17 protein-coding genes and 2 pseudogenes are annotated in these 20,961 nt (G+C 61.1%); 10 read left to right on the plus strand and 9 right to left on the minus strand.

Annotated features, from left to right (window positions below):
• The first annotated feature begins 15 nt into the window (after nucleotides 1-15).
• On the plus strand, nucleotides 16-555 hold the full coding sequence (locus ABLE85_RS11995; protein WP_348792962.1) for an invasion associated locus B family protein: 540 nt from the start codon (nucleotides 16-18) through the stop codon (nucleotides 553-555).
• 121 nt (nucleotides 556-676) lie between these two features.
• Here the strand turns inward: ABLE85_RS11995 and ABLE85_RS12000 are convergent.
• The 8 genes and pseudogenes from ABLE85_RS12000 to ABLE85_RS12035 form a co-directional block, all read right to left on the minus strand.
• Nucleotides 677-812: pseudogene (locus tag ABLE85_RS12000) on the minus strand (integrase); the annotation flags it as partial.
• 1,185 nt (nucleotides 813-1,997) lie between these two features.
• Nucleotides 1,998-2,747 carry a 2OG-Fe(II) oxygenase gene (locus ABLE85_RS12005; RefSeq protein WP_348792963.1) on the minus strand — a complete coding sequence of 250 codons (750 nt, stop codon included), beginning with the start codon at nucleotides 2,745-2,747 and terminating at the stop codon, nucleotides 1,998-2,000.
• Nucleotides 2,744-3,316 carry a methylated-DNA--[protein]-cysteine S-methyltransferase gene (locus ABLE85_RS12010; protein ID WP_348792964.1) on the minus strand — a complete coding sequence of 191 codons (573 nt, stop codon included), beginning with the start codon at nucleotides 3,314-3,316 and terminating at the stop codon, nucleotides 2,744-2,746. The genes ABLE85_RS12005 and ABLE85_RS12010 overlap by 4 nt, the downstream gene beginning before the upstream one ends.
• Nucleotides 3,317-3,785: 469 nt before the next feature.
• Entirely contained in the window at nucleotides 3,786-4,151 is a 366-nt protein-coding gene (locus ABLE85_RS12015; protein ID WP_348792965.1) for an MGMT family protein, read from the minus strand.
• A gap of 532 nt (nucleotides 4,152-4,683) precedes the next feature.
• The gene (gene ada / locus ABLE85_RS12020) at nucleotides 4,684-5,775 is read right to left on the minus strand and encodes a bifunctional DNA-binding transcriptional regulator/O6-methylguanine-DNA methyltransferase Ada (protein WP_348792966.1); all 1,092 of its coding nucleotides are present in this window, start codon (nucleotides 5,773-5,775) and stop codon (nucleotides 4,684-4,686) included.
• Between the two features lie 255 nt (nucleotides 5,776-6,030).
• Complete coding sequence (locus ABLE85_RS12025) at nucleotides 6,031-6,480, minus strand: ester cyclase (RefSeq protein WP_348793208.1); 450 nt, start codon at nucleotides 6,478-6,480, stop codon at nucleotides 6,031-6,033.
• A gap of 745 nt (nucleotides 6,481-7,225) precedes the next feature.
• Nucleotides 7,226-8,434: an MFS transporter gene (locus ABLE85_RS12030; RefSeq protein ID WP_348792967.1), complete on the minus strand. Its 1,209-nt coding sequence runs from the start codon at nucleotides 8,432-8,434 to the stop codon at nucleotides 7,226-7,228.
• A 264-nt stretch (nucleotides 8,435-8,698) separates the two neighbouring features.
• Nucleotides 8,699-9,123, minus strand: a pseudogene (locus ABLE85_RS12035) (hypothetical protein); the annotation flags it as partial.
• A gap of 853 nt (nucleotides 9,124-9,976) precedes the next feature.
• Here ABLE85_RS12035 and ABLE85_RS12040 point away from each other — a divergent pair.
• From ABLE85_RS12040 to ABLE85_RS12060, 5 genes are all read left to right on the plus strand, one after another.
• Nucleotides 9,977-11,635: a thiamine pyrophosphate-binding protein gene (locus ABLE85_RS12040; protein WP_348792968.1), complete on the plus strand. Its 1,659-nt coding sequence runs from the start codon at nucleotides 9,977-9,979 to the stop codon at nucleotides 11,633-11,635.
• A gap of 193 nt (nucleotides 11,636-11,828) precedes the next feature.
• Entirely contained in the window at nucleotides 11,829-12,644 is an 816-nt protein-coding gene (locus ABLE85_RS12045; RefSeq protein ID WP_348792969.1) for an AraC family transcriptional regulator, read from the plus strand.
• 115 nt (nucleotides 12,645-12,759) lie between these two features.
• Entirely contained in the window at nucleotides 12,760-13,539 is a 780-nt protein-coding gene (locus tag ABLE85_RS12050) for an alpha/beta hydrolase (RefSeq protein WP_348792970.1), read from the plus strand.
• A gap of 549 nt (nucleotides 13,540-14,088) precedes the next feature.
• Nucleotides 14,089-14,490, plus strand: coding sequence for a nuclear transport factor 2 family protein (locus ABLE85_RS12055; protein WP_348792971.1), 402 nt, complete (start codon nucleotides 14,089-14,091; stop codon nucleotides 14,488-14,490).
• Nucleotides 14,491-14,655: 165 nt separating this feature from the next.
• Entirely contained in the window at nucleotides 14,656-15,477 is an 822-nt protein-coding gene (locus tag ABLE85_RS12060; RefSeq protein ID WP_348792972.1) for an alpha/beta hydrolase, read from the plus strand.
• Nucleotides 15,478-15,975: 498 nt separating this feature from the next.
• Here the strand turns inward: ABLE85_RS12060 and ABLE85_RS12065 are convergent, their stop codons facing one another.
• Nucleotides 15,976-16,878: a LysR family transcriptional regulator gene (locus tag ABLE85_RS12065; RefSeq protein WP_348792973.1), complete on the minus strand. Its 903-nt coding sequence runs from the start codon at nucleotides 16,876-16,878 to the stop codon at nucleotides 15,976-15,978.
• A gap of 138 nt (nucleotides 16,879-17,016) precedes the next feature.
• On the opposite strand from ABLE85_RS12065, the gene ABLE85_RS12070 reads away from it, so the two are divergent.
• The 4 genes from ABLE85_RS12070 to ABLE85_RS12085 all read left to right on the plus strand — a co-directional run bounded on the left by ABLE85_RS12070 (nucleotide 17,017) and on the right by ABLE85_RS12085 (nucleotide 20,526).
• The gene (locus ABLE85_RS12070; protein WP_348792974.1) at nucleotides 17,017-17,619 is read left to right on the plus strand and encodes an NADPH-dependent FMN reductase; all 603 of its coding nucleotides are present in this window, start codon (nucleotides 17,017-17,019) and stop codon (nucleotides 17,617-17,619) included.
• A 93-nt stretch (nucleotides 17,620-17,712) separates the two neighbouring features.
• Nucleotides 17,713-18,585 (plus strand): NmrA/HSCARG family protein, encoded by an 873-nt coding sequence (locus ABLE85_RS12075; protein WP_348792975.1) that lies wholly within the window; start codon nucleotides 17,713-17,715, stop codon nucleotides 18,583-18,585.
• A 50-nt stretch (nucleotides 18,586-18,635) separates the two neighbouring features.
• Nucleotides 18,636-19,607, plus strand: a complete 972-nt coding sequence (locus ABLE85_RS12080; RefSeq protein WP_348792976.1) for an NADP-dependent oxidoreductase — start codon at nucleotides 18,636-18,638, stop codon at nucleotides 19,605-19,607.
• Nucleotides 19,608-20,160: 553 nt separating this feature from the next.
• Complete coding sequence (locus tag ABLE85_RS12085) at nucleotides 20,161-20,526, plus strand: nuclear transport factor 2 family protein (RefSeq protein ID WP_348792977.1); 366 nt, start codon at nucleotides 20,161-20,163, stop codon at nucleotides 20,524-20,526.
• Nucleotides 20,527-20,961 lie beyond the last annotated feature (435 nt).

Here is a 20,961-nt window from a genome sequence, read left to right on the forward strand (position 1 = left end):
GGACCCTCTCACAGCATGACGCTCAACCGCGGCCTCCGTCTGGCCGCTCTGCTGATCGCAGGTGCCGCTTTCCGCACGGTCCCGGTCCTGGCGCAGGCGACTCCCCTTCCGGGTGGCGCCTCCTCATTGCAGGAGACCTATCAGGACTGGCGTGTCGCCTGCCAGATCGTCAACGGCGCAAAGCTGTGCGCCGTCTCCCAGCAGCAGGTCCGGCCGGATGGACAACGCGTGCTCGCGGTCGAACTGCAAGCTGCTGCCGGCGACACCGCGACGGGCACACTCGTCCTGCCCTTCGGCCTGCTGCTCGATGCCGGCGTCACCTTGCAGATCGACGACAGGCAGGCTCTGGCGCCATTACGCTTCCGCACCTGCCTGCCCGCCGGTTGTGTTGTGGCGCTGAGCTTCGACAACAACGCCGTCGCCGCCCTTCGGGCCGGCGCAACGCTGAACCTCAAGGCAAGTGCAGCCGACACCAGTCAGGAGGTAACGCTGACCGTGTCGCTAACGGGTCTTGCCGCCGCGCTGGACCGAAACATCGCCCTTGAGCGCCCCTGACAGGGTAAGCAACTGTTCAACGCTCCCCTTGTCGCCCCGGTGCTCGCACCGCGATCGGGCAGCTCAGATCCTTCTTCTTCTTGGCAGCCGTTGCCTTGATCTGGGGAGAGGGAGCCTTTCCCTACAGCCCTGCCACCTTGGTCAGGTTGACGCGGAATCTGTTTCGTGCGTCGCTGGTATTTGCGGGTCATCTCGGCGTTGGCGTGGCCAAGCTGCTTCTGCACCTACCGCTCATCAACCTCTGTCGAGGAGACGAGCGCGGGGTCAAGTTCGTCGCAGAGCCTGATAGTCGCCACTACCTTGCTTTGAAGCCACGCATACTTGTCCGACTTGAGCCGGAGCCGTGATCGCGAGATTGGCTTCCGGGCAAGCAATCTGGTTGAAAAAAAGGTCGCTCTGAGACACTAAGCTGGTTGCGCCAAGGTCGGTTTTAGGCAAGCAATGCTGTTCAGGGATGTCGGCTCCGGGTCAATTTACGCCGTCGCACCCGAAGATTTGGATGACCGCAACGGGTCGGCACCAGAACGGCCGCTTTAGCCGTGTAGCTCCAGAAACCAGACCGTCCGCTCACTGCCCCCAAGCTGCCGGGCGGCATCGCGCCACAAATCGGACGCTTAGAGGCATTGCTTTCAATCCTAGAGCTGACGCGCCAAGATAGCATCACGCAACCCCAACCGTGTCTACAAAACGCAGGGGCTATGCTGTCAATTGATCCAAGTACGGCTGAATCGACGATTGCTCGATCAGTCCATAGATCGGAACGCGCATGCGCTCGCTCATTCACATCTGATGGTGACTCGGGGCGAGAATGACGTCGGCAAGTCCTTGGTCGGCAGACCGGCATGACAGGGGCCTGATCAGTGTCCACCTCCAGGGGCGCACTCCAAATAGGGGGCAAATTTGCGCGCCAGTTGACAGTTGTTGTCCTGATCGAGAATGGAGCGAAGCTTCCGCCTGGGTCCAAATTGCTCTGGGGCGCATCGTCGAAGTGGGATCTGTCAAGCCGCACCAGCGATGGCGACCTAGCTGGATTTCACATCGCCGGGCGCTCGAGCTTCTCGGGGTGCATCGTACCCATCCGGTTCTATGCCGCGCCGATGTTCACGGAGTTCCTTGACTCTCGTCTGGATGGCATTGTCCTTTGCTTGCACGAGCACTGGCAGTGTCCCTGTTTGAGACTGCAGGTTTAGAAATGCGGGAAGCAGCCCGTCTCCGCGTCGAGCTGCGATTGCGTGGAAAGAGCGAAGTAGGGAAAACATCGGTCGGCCTCCTGCACCGCGGATGGACCGGTTGGCCCATATGCACACTCAGAAGGATGACTCGCGTGCCAGTTTCTGCACTCCGGTTCTTGTCGCCAAAACAGAAGTGCCCCGCCGCTTGCGACTTCCGATTGACGGAAGACACCAGCGGCGCATGGAAATTTTCGATTTGAAGAGCAAGATTCATTTTGCGTCGTGGAAGATGATCCCGACGGTGTGACGCATTCCTGAGCGTAGGCGGCTGACCCCGTGTCGTAGATTGACGCGGTAGGTTCCTTTCGTTCCCTGCACGGGCCGGTTGTGGACTGCGAATGCGACGGCATCGCCTTGACGCAGTGGCACGACCTCGGCACGGCTTTGCATGCGCGGACGCTGCTCCGTCAAGACAAACTCCCCGCCTGTAAAATCCTGTCCGGGCTCGGAGAGAAGGATCGCAACCTGCAAGGGAAATGCAAGGTCGCCATAAAGGTCCTGATGGAGGCAGTTGAAGTCTCCCGGCACATACTGCAGCAACAGTGGAGTGGGCCTCGTCTGACCAGCGGCATGGCATTGCTGCAGGAATGCGGAATGTTCCGCCGGATACCGCTCGGTTATTCCCAGGCGCTCGTTCCAGTCATTCGCGACGACAGCGAGTCTGGGATATAAGGCCGTTCTTAGCCCTGCCAGAATCTCCGGCAACGGATATTTGAAATACCGATACTCCCCTTTGCCGAAGCCGTGACGCGCCATGTGAATATGGCTGCGAAAATGACCTTCGTCAGCATAAAGGGCAGAGATTTGTCTGCATTCATCAGCAGACAGCAGCCTTTCGATGACGGCGTACCCAAACGCGCTGAGGTCGTTCGCGAGTTTCGTCCAGTCGTAGTCGTTTATCCGGCCCTCAGCCTGCCGCGACTTGAAGGATTTGAGCTCAGCGGTTCCAAGCGAGTTCATGACAGTGCTTCCTTATTGATAAGCGCGCGCTTCCGTTCAACGCCCCACCGATAGCCCGACAGCGTTCCGTCGCTCCTGAGGACGCGATGACATGGAATGCCGAGGGCAATCGCGTTCGCGGCGCACGCATTGGCAACAGCCCGAACTGCCTCAGCTTGCCCGATGCGGCGAGCGAGTGCGGCGTAGGTGATGATTGCGCCGCAAGGAATCGTACGAAGCACGTCCCACACTCTGCGCTGGAAGGCTGTCCCATGGCGCATGTCGAACTGCAGGTCGAGCCCGGTGGACGGCTTGTCGATGAACCGAAGGACCTTTCCCAGGTCATCGCCCGTCCTGGATCTGCTGGAGACAAGCACCCGGTTCGGGAAGCGAGCGGCCAGATCGGTGGCCAGCTCATCCTCGGTGTCGCCCATAAGGATCGCACAAATCCCAACGGGGCTGCGTGCTACCAGGACCTTTCCAAGCGTACTCTCGCCGGTGGCATAGACCACTTCGTCTCTTGCCGTCGGCGCCTGCGCCGCTGCGGCCTCGCCAGAAACCCGCCTGGCCCGTGTGTGGTGGAGGTTCATGTGAAAGTCTCCGGGGTTGCGTTTCTTCCCCGAAGCTAGGGCTGCCGCGCCCCTCGCTCACTCCGGTCCTTGCGTTCAAATCGACGAAATATCTGACCTCGACGAAAACGGGCGGCATGCAGAGTATGGGTGCGGGAGTCCGGAGAGGGAGGACTAGGCTGCCGCAACAATTTTGCCGACTATGCGAGGCGCGTAATCGTGTGGCGCGCGAGAAGGAAGCATTGCCCGGAATAGAATCGAAGCTCGACATCGCCATTGTCGAGCTCTGTCCATTCGGCGTGTCCGTCGGCTACCAATTGGCAAAGGAAGGACATGACGAGCGCCTTGTCCCTGTCGGCGTAATGACGGCTGCCAATGTGGTCCTGCCTCAACGTTCGTCCGCAACGCCGCTCGCGACGCGTTCTTTCATCCAGTCCGCTCGTCGGGAACATTGGCCCCCTCGTCCTTGGTCGCCCGCAACCGCTCGCGGCTACGGGCTAACAGAGAATAAAATAGGCGCAGTCTGTGCCAAAGCGCCATAGCTGGTCGTCTCGCCAGCAGGTATTTCGCGAAGCAGCGTCCAGACCTGGCGCTGATACTCGCTGCCTCGCATATCCAGCGCCAATCCTGGGTCGATGCCTGGTTGCTCGACGACATCAGCCAGTTTCGCGATCACTGCTGCCAGAGCGTCTTGGCTTTCGACAAGCTCGGCGTCCGGGCAACCAGCGCGCAGTGCATCCAACATAGCGCCGCCGTGCTCGCCGAACTCGAAAGTCACGATGCCGTCCTTCGAAACGGCTACAAGAAAATGCCCGAGTGAACTGTCACCCCAGGCGAACTTGATTTGCTCACGCATTGGTGCCTCCTCGATACGGATGATGAGTAGGTCCAAGTTCCGCACGAGGACGCCGGCAACACGATCCGTTCCTTGCTTTCAAATCAAAAAAGCGCGGAAACTTTTCTCAAAGACCCGACGCGCTGGGCGTCAGCCCGCCTCTATCCGATTTGAACGCAATTTTCGGAGTGCGACTTCCTGCGCGAGATGTTGAGTTGTCCGGCGTTGGAAATGCGGTTGCAGGGTGCAGGGCCTTCAGTCGGGCGATGATCGCGTCTCCAGCCTTGGCTGTGAGTTGCTGATATCCGATCGCGCGGATCAAGGCCTTGTATGGCTCTCGAGCGGCCTTTGGGTCATGTCGGCACGGTCCAACATGCGCGATGAGCTTTGCCCAATCGGCGTCCAGGTTGCGAAGGAAGGAAACGGATGTCTTGTAGCGGGCGAAGAGACTCATTGATCAGGCAATCTGCGGACATGGTGGCGCCGGGTGCGGAGAGAGCTCCGCGGCGGCTATTGGCGATTTGGCTGGCGATGTTTTGGTCGCCCGCAGCGGCTAGCCGCCGGGCTGAGCCTCGCGTTTGAGAAGCGCGCGTTTCCGCTCCACGCCCCATGCGTAGCCCGAGACGGTGCCGTCGCTTTTCACCACGCGGTGGCACGGGATTGCCACCGCGAGATTGTTCGCCGCGCATGCCCCAGCAACGGCGCGGACGGCCTTTGGTGCGCCGATGCGGCAGGCGACCTCCGCGTAGGAGACCGTGCGTCCGACCGGGATTTCACGCAACGCCTGCCATACCCGTTGCTGGAAGGCGGTGCCGCGAACGTCCAGCGGTAGGTCGAGGCCGAGTTGCGGCATTTCAACGAAACCGACGACCCGTGCGACGAGGGCTTCGTAGTTCGGGTCGGCTCCGATCAGCCGGGCCTTGGGAAAGCGATCCTGCAGATCGCGGACCAGTTCATCCGGGTCATCGCCGAGCAAGATAGCGGCCACTCCCTTGTGGCTGGATGCGACCAAGATGGAGCCGAGCGAGGTTTCACCGACCGCGAAGCGGATTTCCTCGTCTGTGCCCCCGTTGATATACTGGGTCGGCGTCATGCCCAGCATGTCCGTGGATTTCTCGTAGAAGCGACCGCTGGAGTTAAAGCCGGCGTCATAAATCGCGCCGGTTACGCTCTTGCTGGAGTGCAGGCAGCGCCGAACTCGTTTCGAGCGATGCGCGGTCGCGTAGTCCTTGGGGGTGAGCCCCGTCGTCGCCTTGAACACGCGATGAAAGTAGCTTGGACTCCGGTCGACCGCGCCGGCCAGATCAGACAGCGACGGTTCTTCCTCGCTCGCCTCGATCAGGCGGCAGGCGCGCGCCACGATCGCGGCATTCTCTCCGTCGATGGACAGTCCTTCCGGATTGCAACGCTTGCATGGCCGGAACCCCGTAGCCCGGGCGGAGGCGAGCGTGTCGTGCAACTGCACATTCTTCGGATTCGCGGTCCGCGACGGGCATGAGGGACGGCAGTACACTCCGGTCGTCGCAACGGAGTACCAGAAGAGACCGTCGGCGGACTTGTCTCGCGCGACAATCCGCGTCCAACGATGGTCGTCCGCCACACTTGGGATCGTTTTTCTAGCTTGCTCGGCCGTCAACGTAAGCATGGCAGTTTCCTGTCGGGTAGTTTGGGACATTTTTGACCGCGGCAACGCTGTCCGGCACTCCGATCCTTGTTCGCAAATCCAGATTGGCGGAGCAGCGCGGCGCCGCATGTCCAAGGCAAGTACCCTGACACTCCTGCATGCAGTCGGCCACCCGAATCCTGATGGAATAAGTGGCGGAGGGGAGGGGCCGCGCAATGAGCGCGCGCGCCAAGCAAGAGGCGCCCGCGAGCGTATCGCGGGCGGGTTTCTTTTAGATCAAGCGGTCTTTAGTATGCCGAGTTGCGTGAGGCACGCGACACCGTCGTCGAGGCCGATTTCCTCAACGATCTTGCCATTCACGACTTTCAACACGGTCGTGCCCGTGAACCGCATCTTGCGTCCCGTATTGGCAGGAAGTGAGCCGGCAATGAAGTCGCCGAATGCCGGGCCGGTGTGGGTGCCGCCACCTTCCCATTGGCCGACGACATAGTCGCCCTCGGCGATCAGGTCGGCGGTGGCGCCGAAAGCCAGATCCGGGAATGCCGCTCGAAAATCGCGCATGAATTCCTTGATGTCGGCATGACCGCGGCGCGGTTCATGCAGCGAGTATTTCATCAGCATATCCGGCGCCGCAATCTCGTCGACGACGTCCAGATTGACCTTGTCGCCCCAGAAATCGGTGAACCACCGAACGACGATGGCCTTGTTATCTTCCTCTCTGCTCATTTTGAACACTCCAGGGTTGATGAAGCTAGGATCATCGGCACTGGCCGATAATCTCGGAGTGGGATAGCGGCGCTTGCGGCGCGCGAAACTCCGTTTCTTGCCATCCAATCGGATCCTGCCGTATCGCTCGTCGATCGGCAGCTTACGGATTGGCGAGCGACCTGATCGCGGGCGCCCGCAAGATAGCTGGCGGCTCACTGGGATGCGGGCGATACATGTTCGACGTGGTGGCTCTGGTTCCCAGCCAAAATTCGATTTGAAGGCAAGAATCGAGGTTCTCGCGCGCGGGGCGCGATCTCATCATTGCAAATGCTTCGATCTGCGATGGGTCCCGCCATGAAATTGATACGGTTCGATAAGGGAAAGCCGCCGCCACCCGCCGCCGCCCGGGCGTCCCTGCACGCTTGTTCCGTCGGACCGGGTAGCCGGCGCTGCGCAGTGGCATGCCGTTTGCCAGTCGCCAAGCTGCGAGTCGAGGGCGCGCCGTGACCATGCGTTCCATTCTCGCGGTTCGCGCGGCCTGATCCGTCTCTGTCGCCTCGACCAGGAGCCAAGCCGCTACTCGTGCGCGGCGAACATCTGCTGCGCGTCGAAACCCCATCCTGATCCGAATGAGGTCATGATGAAGATCCATCGCGCCGGGGAAACGCCCTCCTAGCCATTGCTTGTGCTTTCGCTTTTGAGGCCGATCCCGGCCGGTTTTCCACGCTCCCTGTAGGATTGGAGGTTGCGGTGACGTTTTGCTCTACGCCATCGCCATCTCCACCTGCCTCCTGGCAAACGGCCGGAACTGCATCAGGATCAAAACCGCTGCCAACCCCATTCCCCACGAACCGACATACATCAGCGCGTAGCTATCGAAATGGTCGTAGATCAGGCCGCCCAGCAACGGACCGGTCGACATGCCGAGGCTACCGGCCATCGCCGTGCCGCCGATGATCGTGCCCATCATCCGCAGCGGGAAATTCTCCCGGATGATCACGGCGTAGAGCGGCATCGTGCCGGCATAGATGAAGCCGACCAACGCTGCCACCGCGTAGAATGGGCCGAGCGTCGAGACGGACACATAGGCGAGCACGCCGAAGGCCTGTGCCATCAGACCGAGCACCAGCACGCGCTTTGCGCCGAACTTGTCGCCGAGGATGCCAAAGGCGATGCGTCCGCCCATGCCGGCCAGCCCCTCGACGCTGTAGATCGACACGGCCGCGATCATCGGGACGCCACAGGTCACGGCGTAGCTCACCGTATGGAAGATCGGGCCGGAATGGGTGGCGCAGCAAAAGAAGTTCGCCAGCATCAGGATGATGAACTGCGGCGAGCGGACCGCCTGCCTGACGGTCATTTCAGATTGCGGCTCGTCTGCTGCCATCTCCGCCGACCCGCCGCTCAGCGCCGGCGGGCGCCGCACAAGCAGCGCGGCGGGGATCATAAGGGCCGCTGTGATGCCGGCGATGATAATCATCGCGGTGCGCCAGTCGTGGATGGTAATCAGCCAGGCAGCCAGAGGTGCCATGGTCATCGGCGCCATGCCCATGCCCGCAGAGACGAGCGAGACGGCAAGCGCTCGCTGGGTCTCGAACCAGCCGGTCACGCAGGCTATCATCGGCGCGAAGACGGCGGCGGTCGCCGCCCCGACCAGCAGGCCGAACAGAAGCTGGAACTCGACCAGAGATTCCGCGCGGCTGGCGAGCGCCAGGCTCGCGGCCAGGACGGCCGATCCCGTGAGCACCACAGGGCGCGGGCCGAACCGGTCGGAGAGGGTGCCCCACACCACGCTGCCCGCCGCCATGGCGAGGAAGCCGATGGTCATCGCCGTGGATATGCCGGTGATGGACCAGCCGGTGTCCTGTGAAATTGTCCGCAGGAATACGGGCAGCGAGAACATGGCGCCGACGGCAACGCAGCCCAGCAGGCCGCCTGCCGCCACAATAACCCAGCGATAGGAATGGTTCATAGCAGTCTCCCCCGGACGTTTCCTCTGCCGCCGCATGACACCGCGCGGATGTCGGACGGGCGATTAATGTCCCGAGGACGTGTCAACGCCGCCTGTGCCGACATCGGGAAATATTTATTACCGGAATTCGGCAAAGTTCGAAGCCGGCGGGAGAGTGGCCGACCTCATCATTGCCCAAGCGCGCGGCCTGGCAGATCCAGATGAGGTCCGCCGCGATCTGAACCTTGCATGACCGATCCTAGGCGTCATCCCCTCCAATGCGGTGTCGAAGGCCCTGAACTGCTCGAAGCCGGAATGCATGGCTCCGGGCCTGGCATAGAGCGCGGCATAGTGCGCACGCGAAGCTTCGTCGAAGCTCTTCGGATCGGCCGAAAACTCATTCCAGAAGCGATCGAGATAGATGCGCTCGCGCCCCTCGACCAGCCGTTCCATGTCGGGGCCCCCGAAGCGGAAATGCCACAACAATGGGTTCTTCAGGATCTCCTCCCAGGGGCCGATGCCTGGAATTGGCGCATCCATGAGCACGAATTTTGTCACACGGTCGGGCTGCTCGGCCGCAAAAGCACCACCGCCGGCCCGTGGCCGCCGAACCGGACGAAGATCTGTGCACCGTTGGTGGAGATCGTTTCGGCCCTGAAGCCGGGTGGGAAGGGCTGAACCTGGGCCAGGGCGGGTGTGGCGAAGAGCATGGCGCTCAAGATCGAGGCGAACTTTCGCATGTCTGAGCTCCCGCTTGCGGTCATGAGCCTTGAGAAGTGGTTCGCGTGAGGATGCTTAACCGTGCTGGGGCTGAATTCGTTCCGAGAAATCAAATGCCCAATGACAAGGAGATGCCGGTAGCGGATTGGACGGGCACGCTACGCGTTGCGGCTGTCCAACCATGTCGTGTTCCAGCAGATGACACCGAAGCAGAGCGCAACGAAACAGCCGCTGAAACTCAAGAGAGAAGCCCGCCGCCTTGGGTGAGAGACGGGCCAGAACTGACAGCGTAACGTGGCTGCCGCCAAGTCGGTGCCGGCATGGCTATGGCGCCATTGGGCGCAGCAAACCTGATGATTTGGGGGCACGGATCATGGCGACAGGCCGATGATCGGCACCAGGGTGGTCAGGCAATCCAAGCAGAAGTTGCCCCCGGTCTGATCGAGGAAGGCCGCCTCAGTTCGCGAGGGTGATGGGCGTTTCGGCCCTTTCGCGCCCTTCTCGACCCATCTCGAAATTGTTCTTTCACCGTGTCAGGCACGCAGCGCAACAATTCGCGCCAACCGGCGTTCATACACAACGCGCGCCGTCAGCATGGCGGTGCGAGGGCAGGCCCCGGCTTGTGCGATGGGCGCGAACAACTGGAAAAGAAAAACGCCGACGGCTCTGGTGCCGTCGGCGGGCTAAGTCGGCCTAAGACGGTCAGGTAGATGAAGCCATGGCGACGACTATCGCGCCCGGTGAAGTGCCGAGCATGTGCCTGGTTCAGTAAGGGTGGCGGCACCATCTCGGCTCGAATGAAGTTTGGTTACGTGCAGGCACTTCAACCAAATGGAGGTCACCATGAAGGTACTTGAAGCGATAGCGGCAGCGATTGCGGCTGAGGGCATCGATCACATCTTCGCGGTCATGGGCGATGCCAATCAGGACATCATTGTGGAGCTGTGCGAAAAACACGGGCTCAAATTCGTTCACGCGCATCATGAGGCTGCTGCCATCGGCATGGCGGACGGCTACTCGCGCTTCACCGGTAAGATTGGCCTTGCCTCCACCACGCAAGGTCCCGGCTACACCAACGCGACGACCTCGCTCGTTCTGGCTCGGCTGCATCGATCGCCGGTCTTGATGTTGGCCGGCCACGCCTCACTGCGAGACCCCTATAACCCGCAAGGCATGGTCGATCAGGACGCGATGGCCAAGCTCACGGCCGGGGCGACGGTGAAAATCGATCATGCCAACAATGTCGACTACTGCCTTGGCGAAGCTTTCCGCCAATTGAGAGCGAGGAAAGGACCGTTCGTCTTCAACCTGCCGCAAGACGTTCAGCACAATGTCCTCCAGGACCCGAACTGGACCTACCGCCCCATGTACAAGGCGAAGGTGTTGCAACCGCCGCGGCCGGAAGACGTCGCCGAAGCGGCCAAGATCGTGGCCGGGGCCAAAAAGCCAATCATTCTCTGCGGGCTTGGCGCTGCCCAGGCAAGGGCCGAGCCAGAGGTCCAGAAACTGGCCGCATATCTCGGCGCACCGGTGGCAACGACGCTGTACGCAGCAGGCTTCTGCGCCCAGTACCCGCTCTATCTCGGCATCAGCGGCGGCCTGGGCTCCGACTTCACGGTCGATACCCTGGCCGAAAGCGATGTTATGATCGTCGTCGGTGCGAGCTTGAACGAGTGGACGACGCATTTCGGCAAGATCCTCGAAAACGGCAAGAAGATCATCCAGATCGATGATCGCGAGGATGCGTTCGGCTGGTTTGCAAGGGCTACGGTGGGCCTCGAAGCCGACGCGAAGATAGCGGTCGCGGCACTGCTCGAGCGGCTGCAGGCAGACGGCGCGCCGGCGCGTCAGCCGGATGCGGAGACAGTTCAGAAATTCCAGCAGCGGAAGCCGCCGGCCATAAGCTACGACGACGGACAGACGGTCGATCCGCGCCGCGTCGCCAGCTACCTGGAAGACAAGCTGCCGAAGCAGGATCGCATTCTCGTCTTCGACGGTGGCCACTCCGCAATGGTGACCTGCCGGGCCATGAGCAGCCCCAGCGCCGACAACTGGGCGCTCGGACTGGACTTTGGAGCCATCGGGCAAGGACTGAGCATCGCGCTGGGGGCCTGCTTTGCCCGGCCGGGCAAGCGAATAACCCACCTCACGGCGGATGCCTCGTTCATGATGAACGTGGCCGATTTCCACACTGCGGTCAGTCACAACCTGCCGCTCACCGTCATCGTGTTCAACGACAATGCCGTCGGCCAGGAGCGGCACGACCTGGTCCACAAGGGGTTCCCGACGAAGTACGCCGATATCGCCCAGCCGGATTTCGAAAAACTCGCCGCCGGCTTTGGCGCCAAGGGGTTCAGAGTCGATCGCGCGGACGATTTCGGCGAGATCGACAAGGCTCTTGCCGTCGAAGACGGCCCAGTGATCGTCAATGTGCGCATCAACGGAGACGTTGAACTGCCGGTCAGCTGGGAGATCGCGCAGCATCTCGAAATGACCGCGTAGGAAGCGGTTAGCCAGCAGATATGTCGGCGGGCGGTCGCCATGTGCAGCCATCGCCCGCTTTCGTCGAAGCGGATCAACTCGGCCAATGCCCCATCGTGCCAGAGCAGAGTTCACGAGAAATCCCGTCGCAGTGGCGGTCGGTCTGCTGGACGCGCCGGCATTGACCACTGCGCGCGCGGCGCGAGGGACCGGCATGGAGTTTCTCGAGCTCAATTGCGAGCGGCGCAACGCCGGCGTCACCGTGCCGGTGCGCGAAAACGCTTTTCTGATCGCGCTTCAATTGAGAAGGTCCACCGATTTCGACCTGTTCGCCGGCGGCAGATTCATCCAGCCTGAGGGCTTTGAGGCCGGTGAGACCGCCATCTTCGACCTGAGGATGGAACTGGCTACCGACCTGCGCGACCCGTTCCACGCCATAAACCTCTACGTGCCGCACAAGGCTCTTTTGGCCATGGGCGATGATGGGGATATCCCGCGGCATATACAGGAACTTCGTCACACAGTCGGCGGCACCGTTCGCGATCCGGTCGTGCGCGATCTGCTGCTGTCGATGCGCCCGACCCTCGCGAGACCGGAGGAAACCTCCGAACTGTTCGTCGACCACGTGGCATTGGCTCTTTCGATCCACCTCGCCGGCAAATACGGCAATGTCGCTCAGTTGCCGCGACAATGGGGAGGCGGACTCGCACCATGGCAAGAACGCCGGGCCAAGGAACTCATGGAGGCCAACATCGATCGCGGCCTTACCCTGGAGGCGCTGGCGCAGTCATGCAGCCTTTCGAAACGCCACTTCACGCGCGCTTTTCGCCAGTCGACCGGGCTGGCACCTTACCAATGGCTGCAACATCGCAGGATAGACAAGGCAAAGCAGCTCCTGGCGAAATCCACTATTTCGCTCGGCACTATCGCTTTCGAGTGCGGTTTCGCAGACCAGAGCCATTTTACCCGAGCGTTCTTACGGGTCGTCGGCGTCACGCCAAGGAAATGGCGCCTCACCATGCTTGAATAGATTTGGGCTTGAATAGTTTTGGCCAGATCGTTCCACGTTTGGCCGTTTCGTTCACGATCCAACGGCCGCTCTGCCATAGATTCTCGACTGTCAAGGTTCTGAAAGGAGAACTCAGATGTCGAATTTGTTCACTTTGCTTGCAGCAGCCTCCGCGCTTGCGCTGGGCGTCACCGCAACAGCGACCAAAGCTCAGGCCGCCGATGTGAAATCCGTCGTGCTCGTGCACGGCGGTTTCGTCGATGGCTCTGGATGGCAGGGCGTCTACGATGTCCTGAAGAAGGACGGATACGACGTGACGATTGTCCAGAATCCCACGACCTCGCTGGCCGATGATGTCGCCGTCACCAAGCGCGCCATTGCGGCGGCTCCAGGTCAGGTGGTCCTGGTGGGGCACTCTTATGGCGGCGTCGTCGTGTCGGAGGCTGGCACCGATCCCAAGGTGGCGGCAGTCGTTTACATCACCGCCTTTGCTCCCGACGCTGGGGAGTCGGTTTCGAGCCTGATTGCCAACCCGGCGCCGGGTGCTCCGGTGCCCCCGATCCTGCCCCCGGTTGACGGCTTCCTGTTCCTGGACAAGGCGAAGTTCGCAAGCTCGTTCGCCGCCGACGTTCAGCCGGACCTTGCATCCTTCATGGCCCACTCGCAGGTTGCGTGGGGCGTGGCCGCACTTGAGGGCAAGATCACGGCTCCCGCCTGGAAGGTGAAGCCGACCTGGTACCTCGTTGCAACGGAAGACAAGATGATCCCGCCCGAGGCACAGCGGGCAATGGCCAAACGCGCGGGCGCAACCATGACCGAAGCCAAGGGCAGCCACGCGATTTATGTCTCGCAGCCCAGAGCAGTGGCAACCCTCATCGAAACCGCCGCGAAGGGCGCAAAAACGGCGGCACAGTAAATTGAGCTCTTGGCCGACATTCGCTGGCCTGATCGCCAAAATGTACATCTGCCCTCAATGCCTCCCGTGACGGGAAGCTTCCCTACCCGGACGACGCAATCATTGCCCGGCTCGCCTGGAGTTACGATCCACTGGAGGAAAGCGAGAAAGCCTTTGGCCGCTTGCAGTCCTACGTCGCCGGGCCACCCTTTAGGCTGGGCTCTCAGTGAGTGCCGACCCGTATCGCCATCAGTCTTGCCGAGCACTATCTGGAGCGCGACGAAAGGACGAATACGCGAACCGCATTTGGCGCCGATTTACAAAACCTTCAAGCAAGGCTTCAACTCCAAGGACCTGCGTAGCGCCGCGCAAGTTCTTGGCTCAATCTGAGATCTTGCAGCCTGCTGTTTTTCGGCTGTGTTGCGGCGGACCTGGCCAAGCTACCGGCCGAGCGAGCCCGAGCTCCTTACAAAATTTCACAGGTTTTGCGTTGCCCCCGCCGGCGCTCCCACTAGGTAATAAGGCTGCAAGGCATGCTGCCGTCTTCACCAGCTACTCATGGAGACCCACGTGACTGCAACTTCACCCGAACAAAACAAAGCGCTTGTGCTCAAAGCCTTCGATACGCTGTTCAATAAACGCGACTACGTCGCGGCGGAGCCGCTGTGGTCGGAGACATACATTCAACACAGCGCACATATCCCTCCCGGCCGCGACGGCTTGTTCAAACTTGTTCGCGGCCTCCCCGACACACTCCGTTACGAATGCCACGTGATCCTCGCTGGAGAGGACTACGTGATCGCGCATGGTCGCTTTTCGGGCCACGGGCGTACCGCCTCGTGGGTCGCCGCCGACGTCGTGCGCATCGAAAACGGCAAGCTCGCCGAGCACTGGGACGTCCTTCAAGACGAAGCGACCCAAGCGGAATCCCTTAGCGGCTTACCAATGTTCGGCGACCGTTTTCCAAGTTGAGGAAGACCCATGACAAGCACAAATTCGCGGGCTGCATTCATTGCGTCCCGCAGAGACGTGCTTCTCGATGTTTCGGCTGCGGTGGCGGTTGGGGTCCCGGCCAAGTCGTTGGCGGCGACGAGCCGTCCAAATGGAGCCACTACTGACCAGAAAGGAGATCTCTCCATGTCTACGATCACCACCAAGGACGGCACCGAAATCTACTACAAAGATTGGGGACAAGGTCAGCCCATCGTATTCAGCCATGGCTGGCCGCTGTCCAGCGATGACTGGGACACGCAGATGCTGTTTTTCGTCAATAATGGCTATCGCGTCATCGCCCACGACCGCCGCGGCCATGGCCGCTCGACGCAGACCGGCGACGGCCACGACATGGATCACTATGCAAACGATCTCGCGACGTTGACAGCTCATCTCGACCTGAAAAACGCCATCCATGTCGGCCATTCTACCGGCGGCGGTGAGGTCGTGCACTACATTGCCCGTCACGGCGAAGGCCGCGTGGCAAAGGCTGTGCTCATCTCGGCAGTGCCGCCCTTGATGTTGAAGACGGCGGCCAATCCCGGAGGATTGCCCAAGGATTTCTTTGACGGGCTGCAGGCGCAACTGGCCGCCAATCGCTCGCAATTCTATCGCGACTTCGCCGCCGGTCCCTTTTACAACTACAACAAGACCGGCAAGCCTTCCGAGGCGGTCATCGAAAACTGGTGGCGGCAAGGCATGATGGGAGGTGCCAAGGCACACTATGACGGGATTGTCGCCTTCTCGCAGACCGATTTCACCGAAGACCTGAAGAAGGTCACGGTGCCTGCACTGGTGATGCACAGCATGGACGATCAGGTGGTGCCGTATGCCGATTCCGGGCCTTTATCGGCGAAGCTTTTGAAGAACGGAACGCTCAAGACCTACAAGGGCTATCCACACGGGATGCCCACGACCGAGGCCGAGACCATCAACGCTGATCTGCTCGCCTTCCTGAAAGAGTAGAACTTTAACGCGCGCGAACCTCGCGATCTTGACCTTGGGCGGTCGAGCGTCGATGCGATAAGCCGTCGTGCTGTTGACGACGGCTATGCCGTTGTGCCCGAACCTGCCAGGAGGTCGGGTCGGGCCTTCGGAGGCATGGCTTGAATTGAGTCCCGCCCTCAATCTATGCGCATCGCGGTCACGCTAAGCTGTTGGGGTCAGCTTGGCCCCCATCGGAAAACCGAAGCAGCTTTGCTTCCTTCCTGGACAGCACCACTTCGGTGGCCGGCAGTCAAGCAATCTCCGAAACCTAGTCGGCGGCGATTACCAGAGCCGCCTCGAGGTGAAAAGAACACTTCGTGACGCCTCTCGACCCGTAAGCGACTAAGCATCCCAGAACCGGACGGTCGGCGTGCGCCCCAAAGCGGCGCGGCGAATGTCGCAAGCTATGTGAGGTCGGAGGCCGGGATCGAGCCCATCTGATGTTGGACCGGCGGCTGGCCCGAACTACAGCTATCCTTATGCGCTCATTATTTCGGTGCGCATCTTGCCGACGACGGAATCAATGAACGCCGAAACCGCCAGCGGCAGGTGAGTCCGGTTTGGGTAGACGACGCTCATGGAGAGGTTGCGCCGCATGTAGTGGGGCAGCACCGGCACCAGTCGGCCGGCGGCGAAGTCGGCCGTGCCGAGTATCGGGGTCAAGGCGATGCCGAGACCCGCAATCGCCGCCTTTCGGATCGCTTGCGCGGTGTTGGCCATCACGCGGCCGGTAACCGTCACCTCTTCCTCGACACCGTCGGGGCCTTGCAGGCGCCAGGTGGCGTAGTCCCGCGCCTGAGGCGCAAACAGACAGTCATGACGGGTCAGGTCCTGCAACGTGGTCGGCATCCCGCGCGCCGCGAGATAGGAAGGGCTGGCAACAAGTCCGATCGACCGGCTTAGGATCTTGCGCACGACATAGTTCGGACTAGGCGTTTGTGTGCTTCGGAGGGCGACATCGATGCCTTCTTCGATGAGGTCGGCCATGGCGTCGCTCAGGACGAACTCGATGCGCACTTGCGGGTGCGCGGCCAGAAAATCGGCCACCCATTCCATCTTGTAGAAGTCGAAAAAGTCGGCGGGCATGGCCACGCGTATCAGCCCCTTGGGAATCCGCGCGCCGGCAATCAGATCCTCTCCCGCTTGGTGCAGTCCGTCCACGGCCGCGGCGCTGTTACCGTAGAGTTCATACCCGGCATCGGTGAGCTTCAGCTTCCGGGTCGATCGCTGCATGAGCCGGGCGCCGAGCTGATCTTCCAACTCCTGAATGCGCCGGCTGACCGTATTAGCCGGAATCCCTAGGTGCCGCCCGGCCTCCGCGAAACTGCCGAAGCGAACAACCTGAACGAACAGGCCGATGTCGTTCAAATCGAGCATCATCGGTATTCCTTCGAATAATGGGGGAGTCAAATCCGATATCCCCAACTAGTCAATAAAACATGCGGTGCTCATGTTTAGGGACAGCGGGAACTGCATACGGTTCCGATAGTTCGATCAGCCACAGGGAAGGCGTCCCACATGTCCAAGAACCCGCATATCGGCATCGTCATCGGCTCGACGCGACAGGGCCGCTTCAGCGAGCGCGCGGCCGCATGGTTTCAAAAGATTGCGGCCCGGCGCGCCGATCTCAGCGTCGAAGTGATCGACCTGCGCGACTACCCGATGCCATTCTTCGATGAGCCGGCATCGCCGGCCTGGATGCCGCCAAAGGCCCAGGCCGCAAAGCGTTGGGCGGCGAAGCTGGGCGAACTGGACGGGATCGTCTTCGTCACGCCCGAATACAATCACGGCTACAGCGCGGTGCTGAAGAACGCGCTGGACTATGCCTATCAGGCATATAACCGCAAACCGGCCGCTTTCGTCGGATATGGCGGCGTCGGCGCGGCACGCGCCATCGAGCAACTGCGCATGGTCGCCGTCGAACTTCAGATGGCGCCGATCCCGAAGTCTGTGAACATCGGCATGGCCGAGTTCTTCGGCATCTGGCAGCAGGGCAAGGATTTTTCGGATTTTCCACATCTCGAACAGGCGGCCGTCGCACTGCTCGATGATCTGTCCTGGTGGAGCCGCACACTGCAAAGCGGACGTCAGACCGCAGCCGAGTTGGCGTCAGTCGATTGAGCGTTGTGGGCGGCCATTCGGCCCACTCCCACAGCGTCATTCCAACGTGGGTTGCCGGTTCGCCGCAACCGGTCGAGCGAAAGGAGATTGGTCATGAATGAGAAACTTACCGTCGTCGTCATCGGGGCCACGGGCCAACAAGGTGGCGCTGTGGTGAAGAACCTGCTCGAGCGCGGTCACGAGGTTCGCGCCGTCACGCGCAATACCGACTCGGCGAAGGCGAAAGAGCTCGCAAGCGCGGGCGTCACGCTCGTGCGCGCGTCACTCGAAGACACGGCCGCGCTCACCAACGCGCTCGAAGGAGCGACCTCACTCTTCGCGATGACGACGCCATTCGAAGGAGGCCCGCAAGCCGAGACGCGACAAGGCATCTCCGCCGCGGACGCGGCCAGCGCGGCCGGTGTACACCTCGTCTTCAGTTCGGTCGGTTCCGCCAACCGGCAGACAGGCGTCCCGCACTTCGACAGCAAGTACGAGGTCGAAAAGCACATCGCCAAGATCGGCGTACGCGCCACGGTTCTGGCGCCAGTCTATTTCATGGAGAACCTCTATTTCGGTAAGGAGCAGCTCGCGAAGGGCATTTATGCCACGCCGCTTCCGCCAACCCGGCAGCTTGCGCAAGTCGCGGTCGCGGATATCGGGGCTGTCGCCGTTCGCCTCCTGGAGGACCCGGGCCGCTTCGCAGGCAAACGCTTCGATCTCGGGGGCGACGAACTCACCGGCAACGATGTCGTCGCCATCCTCTCGCGTGTCACCGGTCGCCCGATCACCTATTTCCAGGTTCCGCTGGACGTCATCCGCCAGCGCATGGGGGAGGACGGTGCCAAGATGTACGAGTGGTTCGACCGTATCGGCTTCACCATCGATCGCGCGGCGCTGCGCCGTGAGTTCCCCGACGTCGCCTTTCACGACTTCGAGTCATGGGCGAAGGCACAGGATTGGAAAGCGCTTCTGCAAGGCGCCTAGGACGCCGCGCGTCCGACGCGTTCAGCAGCCAGAGAATAGGGAGAGCTCCCATGAAAGCCGTCACACTGTTGGAATATGGTGGGGAGTTGGCGTTCAACGACGTACCGAAACCGACGATTGCGCGCGACGAGGTACTGGTCAAGATCAGGTGTAGTGCCGTCAATCATCTGGACCTTGTCGAGGCCTCCGGAAGGGCAAGACAGATACTTCCGATCGACCTGCCGTGGATACCCGGTCATGAGTTTTCAGGCGTCGTCGAACAGATTGGCAGTGACGTTGCGACGTATGCGCCGGGTGATGCCGTATTCGGTACGACCAGCGGAATGGGCGCTTACGCGGAGTACCTGACTGTAAAGGCAACGGCCATTGCAAGGAAGCCGTCCAACCTCTCATTTGAGGAGGCAGCATCCGTCCCGGTGGCCTCCCAAACGGCATGGCAGGGCATCTTCACGCACGCGCACCTGAAAAAGGGACAAACGATCCTGGTCCATGGTGGCGCCGGCGCAGTGGGGACCTATGCGGTGCAATTGGCATCGCGTGCCGGCGCCACCGTCATCGCCACCGCAAGCGGCGCCGATGAGGCGTACCTCAAATCCTTCGGGGCGAGCCGGGTTATCGATTATCGAGCGACGCAATTCGAGAAGGTCCTGCAAGAGAAGGTCGATGTGGTCTTCGACTTGGTCGGTGGCGATACGCAGACGCGGTCGTTCCTCGTCTTGAAGGAAGGCGGCAATCTCGTCTCTGCTATCCAGCCCGTATCGCAGGAAGAAGCCGCGGTGCACCGTGTGTCCGGTATGATGATGCGGCTCGCCCCGTCGGGCGACCTGCTCGGCAAAATCGGGCAATTGCTGGAAGAGGGGGCGATACGACCAGGCGTCGCGACCGTATATTCGCTTCAAGATGTGGCCCGCGCCTGGCAGGACATCGCAGGCAACCTGCCAGGGGTTCATGGGGTGCCACCCGGTGGACCGGGAGCGGCGAGACCCAAGCCACGCGGCAAGATCGTGCTTCGTGTGGCCTAGCCGAATCCAGGACAGACCAATACGGTCACAGAGCCAGCCATGGAGCGGGAATGGTGCTTGCTGGCGGAAGTACCAGATTCGAGAAGCAAAAAACTCCGCCCAGCGGGCGAACTCCTTCAAGGCGGAGCATCAGTTCGACTGGTCCGAGGCAAACACCCGCCAGATCCAAAGCTACTTTGGAGAATTTCCCTCTTGATGGACCTGCCGCAGCACGGCCGACAATTATTGGCTCCCGAAACGAAAAACGCCGTAATGGCGAACGGCAAGTTGGGCGTATCCTTTGGTATTACGTGACAGACCACTGTGATCATGCAAGGTTCAGATCGTGGCGGACCTGGTCGGACCTGCCCGGCCGGCGTGTATGGGGCAATGATCGCGCCGGCCTCTCTCCCATGTTTCACGGCGAAGGCGCAACATTGCGCCCCCAGGGTCATTCAACGTGGCCGGCCTTATCTTACGAAGTCCCACCCCCTCGCTCGGAAGGGTTGATGAGAAGGCAGAGAGGACGCGTCGAGACGGCGCAAGCTGGATCCGATGCCATACGGAGGAAGGCATGTCCTACACTATATCGACCTTGTTGCTTCGCAATCTCCACGACGTGTTCGGTGAGATTGACCCCGTGCGGCGACGCGCAGTGATCGATGAGATCTTCCACGAAGACGCTGTTTTCTACGATCCGAACAACGGAGTTTGCCGTGGCCGCGCCGAGATCGACCGTATCGCGGGTGTAATCAAAGCTATTCATCCCGACTTCGAATATCAGCCGATCGCTCCGCCAGAGGAGATGGGCGATGGTGGGCGTGTCCGTTGGGTGGCGGGCAGCCCTGGCAGGCCGCCAGCTTACGCCGGAACCGACTTCATGATTGTCCGAGACGGCAAGATTGCCGCCGTCTATCTTTTCTTTGACGAGCTTCCGTGATCTCGATACTGCGGAAGCGACAGGCATCACAAATGCTATAAGTGGCTTCGGAACGTCCCTTCCGGTGGCTTGAGGGTGGCCGCTGCGGGCGATCAACTGGCGTTGGCCCGGATCGAGGACGCTATCCCGGCGATGGATGAGGACGAGCAACGAGACCGGCTCCTTGGCTGCTGCAAAGCCACTGGGAATTCCGTAAGAAGGCTCTCGAATCGGTGGAGAAGGCTGATCGACCTGACCATGCCAACCAGCCCTGATGCCATTGCATCAATTTTGAAGCGGTATGGCCGATTTCCTGTCTTAGTGAGCTGAAAGTGGAGCGAAAACTTGCGGCTGACAAGCCAATTGCCGTACTGGCCCGGGGTCTGGGTGATTATATCGCCGCCTTCCGGCTGTAGCGGAACATTCGGCAGGAAGACATCGCCCACGAGGCTGGCA

It is taken from the genome of Mesorhizobium sp. KR1-2, assembly GCF_040045035.1.
Lineage (GTDB): Bacteria > Pseudomonadota > Alphaproteobacteria > Rhizobiales > Rhizobiaceae > Pseudaminobacter.